Annotated in this window: 8 protein-coding genes; 6 read left to right on the top strand and 2 right to left on the bottom strand. The window is 73.6% G+C overall.

Features of this window, described 5'->3' with window-relative positions; translation table 11 throughout:
• Positions 1–220: 220 nt before the first annotated feature.
• Complete coding sequence (gene der, locus ACZ4MH_RS13460) at positions 221–1681, top strand: ribosome biogenesis GTPase Der (RefSeq protein WP_351600890.1); 1461 nt, start codon at positions 221–223, stop codon at positions 1679–1681.
• 123 nt (positions 1682–1804) lie between these two features.
• Here der and ACZ4MH_RS13455 read toward each other — a convergent pair whose 3' ends face one another.
• Both ACZ4MH_RS13455 and ACZ4MH_RS13450 read right to left on the bottom strand, forming a co-directional pair.
• Complete coding sequence (locus ACZ4MH_RS13455; RefSeq protein ID WP_351600893.1) at positions 1805–2089, bottom strand: hypothetical protein; 285 nt, start codon at positions 2087–2089, stop codon at positions 1805–1807.
• A gap of 260 nt (positions 2090–2349) precedes the next feature.
• Positions 2350–3165 carry a hypothetical protein gene (locus ACZ4MH_RS13450; RefSeq protein ID WP_467754497.1) on the bottom strand — a complete coding sequence of 272 codons (816 nt, stop codon included), beginning with the start codon at positions 3163–3165 and terminating at the stop codon, positions 2350–2352.
• Positions 3166–3732: 567 nt separating this feature from the next.
• Between ACZ4MH_RS13450 and ACZ4MH_RS13445 the strand changes: the two genes are divergently transcribed.
• The 5 genes from ACZ4MH_RS13445 (at position 3733) to ACZ4MH_RS13425 (ending at position 7663) form a co-directional block, all read left to right on the top strand.
• Positions 3733–4347, top strand: coding sequence for a LysM peptidoglycan-binding domain-containing protein (locus ACZ4MH_RS13445; protein ID WP_351602254.1), 615 nt, complete (start codon positions 3733–3735; stop codon positions 4345–4347).
• Between the two features lie 171 nt (positions 4348–4518).
• The gene (locus ACZ4MH_RS13440) at positions 4519–5088 is read left to right on the top strand and encodes a transglycosylase family protein (RefSeq protein WP_351594573.1); all 570 of its coding nucleotides are present in this window, start codon (positions 4519–4521) and stop codon (positions 5086–5088) included.
• A 164-nt stretch (positions 5089–5252) separates the two neighbouring features.
• Positions 5253–6512: a glycosyltransferase family 4 protein gene (locus tag ACZ4MH_RS13435; RefSeq protein ID WP_351594571.1), complete on the top strand. Its 1260-nt coding sequence runs from the start codon at positions 5253–5255 to the stop codon at positions 6510–6512.
• Positions 6509–7402, top strand: coding sequence for a hypothetical protein (locus ACZ4MH_RS13430; RefSeq protein ID WP_351594568.1), 894 nt, complete (start codon positions 6509–6511; stop codon positions 7400–7402). The genes ACZ4MH_RS13435 and ACZ4MH_RS13430 overlap by 4 nt, the downstream gene beginning before the upstream one ends.
• A gap of 90 nt (positions 7403–7492) precedes the next feature.
• Positions 7493–7663 carry a hypothetical protein gene (locus ACZ4MH_RS13425; protein ID WP_030624574.1) on the top strand — a complete coding sequence of 57 codons (171 nt, stop codon included), beginning with the start codon at positions 7493–7495 and terminating at the stop codon, positions 7661–7663.
• Positions 7664–7747 lie beyond the last annotated feature (84 nt).

The raw sequence follows: 7747 nt of genomic DNA, 5'->3' as shown, positions 1-7747 counted from the left end.
GCACGCGCCGGGCTCGGCTGATCGCTGCGGCGGGCTCGGGACCCCCCCCCCCCCCCCCCCCCCCCCCCCCCCCCCCCCCAAACCCCCCCCCCCCCCCCCCCCCCCCCCCCCCCCCCCCCCCCCCGCTTCGCCGGGGGAATCCGCACGGACCCCCTGACACTTTGAGCAGTGGGCGCCGGGACGGCGGCCCACCGACCACGCAGAACGAGGAACGGACTTCATGAACGACCAGATCCACAGCGGCGACGAGCACGGTGAGCTCGGCGACGCGGAGTACGCGGAGTTCATGGAGCTCGCCGCGCAGGAGGGCTTCGACCCGGCCGAGGTCGAGGGCGACATCGCGGCGGCCGGCCACGGCCCGCTGCCCGTCCTCGCCGTCGTCGGCCGCCCGAATGTCGGCAAGTCGACTCTCGTGAACCGCTTCATCGGCCGCCGCGAGGCCGTCGTCGAGGACAAGCCCGGCGTCACCCGTGACCGTGTGACCTACGAGGCGGACTGGAACGGCCGCCGCTTCAAGGTCGTCGACACCGGCGGCTGGGAGCAGGACGTGCTCGGCATCGACGCGTCCGTCGCCGCGCAGGCGGAGTTCGCGATCGAGGCCGCCGACGCGGTGGTCTTCGTCGTGGACGCCAAGGTCGGCGCGACCGACACCGACGAGGCCGTGGTGAAGCTGCTGCGCCGGGCCGGCAAGCCGGTCGTGCTGTGTGCCAACAAGGTCGACGGCGCGTCGGGCGAGGCGGACGCGGCCATGCTGTGGTCGCTCGGCCTCGGCGAGCCGTACCCGGTCTCGGCCCTGCACGGCCGCGGCACGGGCGACCTGCTGGACGCCGCGCTGGACGCGCTGCCCGAGGCGCCGCAGCAGACCTTCGGCACGGCTCTCGGCGGCCCGCGCCGCATCGCGCTCATCGGCCGCCCGAATGTCGGCAAGTCCTCCCTGCTGAACAAGGTCGCCGGCGAGGAGCGGGTGGTCGTCAACGAGATGGCCGGCACCACCCGCGACCCGGTCGACGAGCTGATCGAGCTGGGCGGCAAGACCTGGAAGTTCGTGGACACCGCGGGGATCCGCAAGCGCGTCCACCTCCAGGAGGGCGCCGACTACTACGCCTCGCTGCGCACGGCGGCCGCCGTGGAGAAGGCGGAGGTCGCGGTCGTCCTGATCGACGCGAGCGAGTCGATCAGCGTGCAGGACCAGCGGATCATCACCATGGCCGTTGAGGCGGGCCGCGCGCTGGTCATCGCGTACAACAAGTGGGACAACCTCGACGAGGAGCGCCGCTTCTACCTGGAGCGGGAGATCGAGCGCGACCTCGTGCAGATCCCGTGGGCGATGCGGGTCAACGTCTCGGCGCGTACCGGACGGCACATGGAGAAGCTCGTGCCGGCCATCGAGACCGCGCTCGCCGGCTGGGAGACCCGGGTGCCGACCGGCCGCCTGAACGCCTTCCTCGGCGAGATCGTCGCCTCGCACCCGCACCCGGTACGCGGCGGCAAGCAGCCGCGCATCCTCTTCGGCACGCAGGCCGGCACCAAGCCGCCCCGCTTCGTGCTCTTCGCTTCCGGCTTCCTGGAGGCCGGCTACCGCCGCTTCATCGAGCGCCGGCTGCGCGAGGAGTTCGGCTTCGACGGGACCCCGATCCACATCTCGGTGCGGGTGCGCGAGAAGCGCGGCCGGAAGAAGTAGCGGAAGCAGAGAAGCAGCAGAAGCAAGAGCCTGCTCGGACACGGGCTCTCAGCAGCAGCGGGACGGGCCCGCTCGCGCCGGAAGCGGTGCGGGCGGGCCCTTTCGCGTGCTCGGTTCGCGTACTCAGTGGCGGTACGGGCGGTTGTCGCGGGGCGCCGGGGGCAGCGCGGCCGGGGCGTGGCCCCGGGAGTGCTGCGGGGGCAGCGGCACCTCGCGGCGGCCGGCCGCCGCGGGCGTGGTGCGCCGCCAGATCCGCCGCAGCACCTCCGGACTCAGCTCGTCCTCGCCCGTACGGTCCCCGGGCAGGGCCCGGAAGGAGCGGCGGTACTCGGCGTAGAGCGCGTCGTAGATCGGCGTGGCCGAACCACGCTCCGGGTGGTGCGCGGCGGGCTCGTACGACGGGCGCATGCCGGGGATGGAGTGGAACGGGGCGCGGGGGGACGGGTCGTATGGGTGCACGTCTGTGCCAACGACCCGGAGCCCCGCGGGATGCGGCCTTTGGTGGCGAATCGGCTGATCGCGGGGCATACACGAACTTCTGTAGGGCCCGGAGGCCCGCAGTCGCAGGACCCGCGCCGCGTGCGCGTGACGCCTCGGACATCCGTACGCGGACGGGCGGCCGCCCCCTCCGTGGGGAACGGCCGCCCGTGGGCCCGCCGGACGGCGGCTCAGGTGCCGGCCAGCGGCATGGCCATGGCGACCAGCTGTCCCCGCGCCGCGGCCTTCTCCAGCGCCTCGCGCATCAGGTCCTCGCGCGGCTGCTGGCCGATCGAGCCGTGCGGCGCCGCGTACACCACCACCGTCCGGGACTTGTTGACCGCCGCGCGCCAGCCGTCGGAGACCGGGAGCGGCTGGTGCGCCTTCCACCAGGCGTTCTGCCCGCCGGCCTCGCCGCTGTCCTGGAGCACGGCGTGCAGCTGGCCCATGGCGAGCAGCACGGACCAGCCCGTCCCGCCCGCCGGCAGTACGGCCATGTCCTCGACCGGGTGGAAGCCCTGCTCCCGCAGCAGCGGCAGGAAGTCGTCGTCGAGGCCGGCCGAGCCGGGGCGCGCGATCGGGCCGTTCGGCTCCACCACCAGCGCGGGCCGCAGGTCGCCCTCGACCAGGACCAGGCCGCAGGTCACGCCGAGGGTCGCCTGACGCGGGGCCGGCGTCGGCCCGCCGGCGGAGCGCGGCGCGGGCGGCGCCGCCGGGGCCTCGGCGGGCGCCTCGCCGGTGATGGAGCGGACGGCGCCCTTGAGCTGCTCCTCGGCCACCGCGACCACCTGGGAGGGGATGCACGTGGCGTGGGCGAACGCCAGGACGGCGGTCTCCTCGCCGATGAACAGGACGGTGCTGGTGCGCTCCTGTTCGCTGTCGCCCGGGGTGCGGCAGGAGGTGCAGTCGTAAGCGCCGGGGGCGTTGTCGCCGGCCAGCAGGCGGTCGGCCTCCTCGTCGCCGATCTCGGCGCGAACGTCGTCACTGACGTCGAGCATGCGGGGCACGGCTGACTCCTCGATCTGTGTGCAGGCTGCCGGGCGGATCCCGGCGTGTAAAAAGACAACGGGCGATCTGTGGCAGGAGTCACGCGCGGGCGTGAACGGAATCGAACCGATCGGCGCACACGGTGAACGCCGCCCCGGAAGTCGTCACTCCCCGCCACCGCGTGTGCGAGCCACGTTTCGGATTCTGGTGAGGTGGCTCACAGGCCGGGAGATCATCGGGCCGACAAATGCCGATATCAGGGAATGAAGGGGGTGACCGGAACTCGTCGGTACCTTTAGTAACGCACGACTGGCCTGGCGCGACAGTGGATTGGTTGATGCCGGGCCCCCGGGGTTCCTACATTCAGCGGCCGTGTGCACCGAGCACCGCCCGGGGACGCCCGCCGTCCGTAACCGGCAGCACGGCAGTACCGCAGTACGTACCCAGCGCAGCGCCGCGCCTCACGAGACGCGCGGAGCGGCGTGGCGCAGGACCCCGCGGCGGGCGGGGCGGAGCGGCGGACGGGCGTGACACACGCCCGGCGGCGCGCCGCCCGGGGGAGTCCCGGGTTTTCCGAGAGGAAATCCATGCCTTTTCCGAAGGGCTTCATACGTCGTGAAACCGCTGCCCTCGCCGGGGCGGTGCTGGTCGCACCGCTCGCACTGCTGGCCGCCACCGCCTCCGAGGCGCGCGCCGCGGACGGCGGGGTCTGGGACCGCATCGCGGCCTGCGAAAGCGGTGGGAACTGGCACATCAGCACCGGCAACGGCTTCTACGGCGGACTGCAGTTCACCGCCTCCACCTGGCGGGCGTTCGGCGGCCACAAGTACGCGCCGAGCGCCCACCAGGCGGGACGCGACGCACAGATCGCGGTCGCGACCAAGGTGCAGCAGTCCCAGGGGTGGGGCGCCTGGCCGGTCTGCTCGGTCCGGGCGAACGCCGCGGGCGGCGCGCCGGCGGTCGGCGACGGCGAGGTCTCGGCGTCCCGGAAGAGCGAGAACCGCGCGGTGCGCGGCAGCCACGCCGACCGCGGCCGCTCCCGGGGCGGCCAGGACGGCACGTACACGGTCCGCAGCGGCGACACGCTCGGCTCCATCGCCTCGGCCCGGGGCGTGTCCTGGCGGGCCCTGTACGCCGCCAACAAGTCCGTCATCGGCGGCGACCCGCACATGATCCGGCCCGGCCAGCACCTCTCGGTCTGACCCTCCCGGCCACCACCGTCCGACCCTCCCGGCCACCACCGGCCGCGCGTCCCCCGGTCCCACGGCGCGGCAGTGGCGGCGTGCCCCACCCGGTCACCCGACCGGGTGGGGCACGGGCCTTCGGGCGCGTGCCGCGCGGCCGGTCCGGCGGGCCGCCGCTAGCCTGCGGCGGTGCTCGAACTGTCGGATTTCTTCCCGCGCCTTGGTGCGGCGGCCCGTCCGCGGCCGCCCCGTACGGAGCGCCACGCGCGCACCGTTGTCCATGCCGCCCGCAGGCCGGCCCTCACGCTCGCGGTACTGGCGGCCCTGCTGGCGGGGAGCGCGGGGGTCGGCGCGGCCGCCGACGGCGCTCCGGAGCCCCGGGCCGCCGGCGGGCTGACGGGAGCGCTGGGCACGGTGACGCGGAGCGTCCTCGGCGCGGCGAACTGCTCCCACGACGACTGGCCGTGGGGCTGCCTGGCCCAGTGCGAGAGCGGCGGCGACTGGCACGCCCGTACCGGCAACGGCATGTACGGCGGGCTGCAGTTCACGCAGTCGACGTGGGAGGCGGCCGGCGGCCTGGCCTTCGCGCCGCGGCCGGACCTGGCCACCCGCGAGGAGCAGATCAAGGTCGCCGAGCGGGTGCTGGACGAGCAGGGCTGGGGCGCCTGGCCGGCTTGCGCCCAGCGTTACGGGCTGCGGGCCGGGGTACCCGCGACGGGCGGTCAGGGCCCCGCGGCGGGCCCCCTCTTCACTCCCTGATGCGGAACATCGCCCCGGGGTTCCCGATCGTGGCTACCAATACGCTCACGTTTCCGGAACAAAATGGCGAAAGGACCCAACCCGAAACCTCCAACCTCGGTCTAACCGTTTGGTAGGCGGACGGCAGACCACGTTCGCGCGAAAACCATGGGATACGGGGACGGATGCACATCTCATTCCTGATTCACAACGCATACGGCATCGGCGGCACGATCCGGACGACGTACAACCTCGCCCGTACGCTGTCGGAGCAGCACGACGTCGAGATCGTGTCTGTCTTCCGCCATCGTGACGTGCCGGTCTTCGAGCCCGGTGCGCGGGTCAGGCTGCGGCATCTGGTGGACCTTCGCAAGGACAGCCCCGACTACGACGGGGAGGACCCCGCCTTCCTGCGCGAGGCCCGGGTCTTCCCGTCGGCCGAGGGCCGCTTCCGGCAGTACAGCGAGCTGACCGACCGGCGGATCGCCGCCCACCTGCGGTCCCTGGAGGCCGATGTCGTGGTGGGGACCCGGCCCGGGCTGAACGTCCACCTCGCCCGGCAGGCCCGGCGCGGCGTGGCACGCGTCGGGCAGGAGCACCTCACCCTCGATACGCACGGCAGGGCGCTCGTCCGGCAGCTGCGCGGGGTCTACCCGCGGCTGGACGCGCTGACCACGGTGACCGAGGCGGACGCCCGGTCCTACCGCAAGCGGCTGCGGCTGCCCGGCGTACGCATCGAAGCGGTGCCCAACAGCGTGCCCGAGCCCGGCATCCGGCCCGCCGACGGCACCGGCAAATGGGTCGTCGCGGCCGGTCGGCTGGCCAAGGGGAAACGGTACGACCTGCTGATCCGGGCCTTCGCCACGGTCGTCGAGCAGCGCCCGGACTGGCGGCTGCGGATCTACGGCGGCGGTGTCGAGAAAGCGTCCCTGCGCGCCCTGATCGACGAGCTGGGGCTGTACAACCACGTCTATCTGATGGGCCCGGCGAACCCGCTGGACCCGGAGTGGGCGAAGGGCTCCATCGCGGCCGTCACTTCCAGCCTGGAGTCCTTCGGGATGACGATTGTGGAGGCGATGCGGTGCGGACTGCCGGTGGTCTCCACCGACTGCCCGCACGGTCCCGGCGAGATCATCGACGACGGCGTGGACGGCCGACTGGTCCCGGTCGGCAAGAAGGACGCCGTCGCTGCCGCGCTGCTGGAGCTGATCAACGACGACGAGCGCCGGCGGCGCATGGGTCGGGCCGCCCTGGTGGCCTCCGCCCGCTTCGATCCCGGACGGATCGCGGGACGGTACGAATCGCTCTTCGGCGACCTGACCACCGGCGGCGGGCGGGGCGCGCTGCGCGCCACCGTCCACCGCACCAGAGGAGCTCTGTTGAGCGGCGCCTACGCCACCAAGGACGCGGCGCACGCCGCACTGAGAGGAGTGCGGACGGCATGAGCGCGTCGACGCAACTGCCCGCCGCCGGCACCGGGTCCAGCACCCGGCAGCCGGCGCGTACCGCCCTGCACGCCGACTGCATCGCGGACTCCGCGGGCGGCCTGACCTTCGACATCGCCGTTCCCGAGGTGGCCGGCGAGGAGACCGGCACGGTCTGGAGCGCCGCACTGGTGCTCCGGCTGCGCGGCGGCGAGACCCCGGCCGACGAGATCCGGCTGCCGCTCGGGCCGAACGGCGCGGGCCGGCTGCGGGCCGTGCTGCCCAGTACGGTCGCGCTGCCCGAGGGCCGCTGGAACGTCTACGCCGACCTCGGCGACGCCGGTGATCCGCAGCGCCTGCTGCCCGGCATCAACGACATGCGGTCGCTGGTCGACCGGCGCCCGCTGGCCGCCATCGGCCGGCTCGGCGTCCGGATCCCGTACGCGACCAAGTACGGCAATCTCGCCCTGCGCAGCTGGCTGCGCGGCCCGCACGCGGAGTCCGGCGAGATCATCGTGGCGCCCGACGGCATCACCGTCCAGGGGCGGCTCTACGGCGCCGCGCTGGAGCCCGGCGCGGCCGCCGAGGCGCGCGCCCGGGAGGACGGGCACACGGTCACGATCCCGCTGCGGGGCGACGGGCCGGACTTCGCCTTCGTCCTGCCGCACGGCCCGCTGGCCGAGCAGTGGCGGGCGGGCACCGAGCGGTGGGACCTGTGGGTGCGGACCGGCGAGGTCGCCGAGCCGGTGCGGATCTCCCGCATCCTGGACGACGTACCGGAGAAGAAGCAGATCTTCACCTACCCGGCGATGCCGATCGGCGCGCCCGGCGCGCAGGTCCGCGTCGGCCCGTACTTCACGGTCGACAACGACCTGTCGGTCAAGGTGGTGGGGCCGCAGGACCCGTCCTGAGCCACCGGGGGACGCGCCGCGTCCTCCTGCCTCCCACACCCCGGATTGACCCGCGACAAAAGGGGCACCCGGATTGCGGAGGTGCAGATTATGGTTCCTGTCCTGTTGGTCCTGTTGCTCGCGCTGATCCTCTTCGGTGCCGGCTTCGCGCTCAAGGCGCTGTGGTGGATCGCGGTGGCGGTGCTCGTCGTATGGCTGCTGGGCTTCCTGTTCCGCAGCACCGGCACAGGAGGCGGCCGGGCGCGCTGGTACCGCTGGTAGCGGCGCGAATCCTCTTTAACGGCGGCGCGGGCGGAGCCGCCGTTCCGGACCATGGCTGTCCGCAACGGGTGCCAGACTCTGGCG

This window comes from Streptomyces sp. NPDC026301, assembly GCF_055567935.1.
The sequence above is the reverse complement of the archived record's forward strand: the minus strand, read 5'-3'. Positions and strand labels throughout refer to the sequence as shown.

Bases quoted from the DNA above. Each gene is read 5' to 3' on its own strand.
- der (WP_351600890.1), top strand. From the start codon at position 221: ATGAACGACCAGATCCACAGCGGCGACGAGCACGGTGAGCTCGGCGAC.
- ACZ4MH_RS13455 (WP_351600893.1), bottom strand. From the start codon at position 2,089: ATGCGCCCGTCGTACGAGCCCGCCGCGCACCACCCGGAGCGTGGTTCG.
- ACZ4MH_RS13445 (WP_351602254.1), top strand. From the start codon at position 3,733: ATGCCTTTTCCGAAGGGCTTCATACGTCGTGAAACCGCTGCCCTCGCC.
- ACZ4MH_RS13435 (WP_351594571.1), top strand. From the start codon at position 5,253: ATGCACATCTCATTCCTGATTCACAACGCATACGGCATCGGCGGCACG.
- ACZ4MH_RS13430 (WP_351594568.1), top strand. From the start codon at position 6,509: ATGAGCGCGTCGACGCAACTGCCCGCCGCCGGCACCGGGTCCAGCACC.
- ACZ4MH_RS13425 (WP_030624574.1), top strand. From the start codon at position 7,493: ATGGTTCCTGTCCTGTTGGTCCTGTTGCTCGCGCTGATCCTCTTCGGT.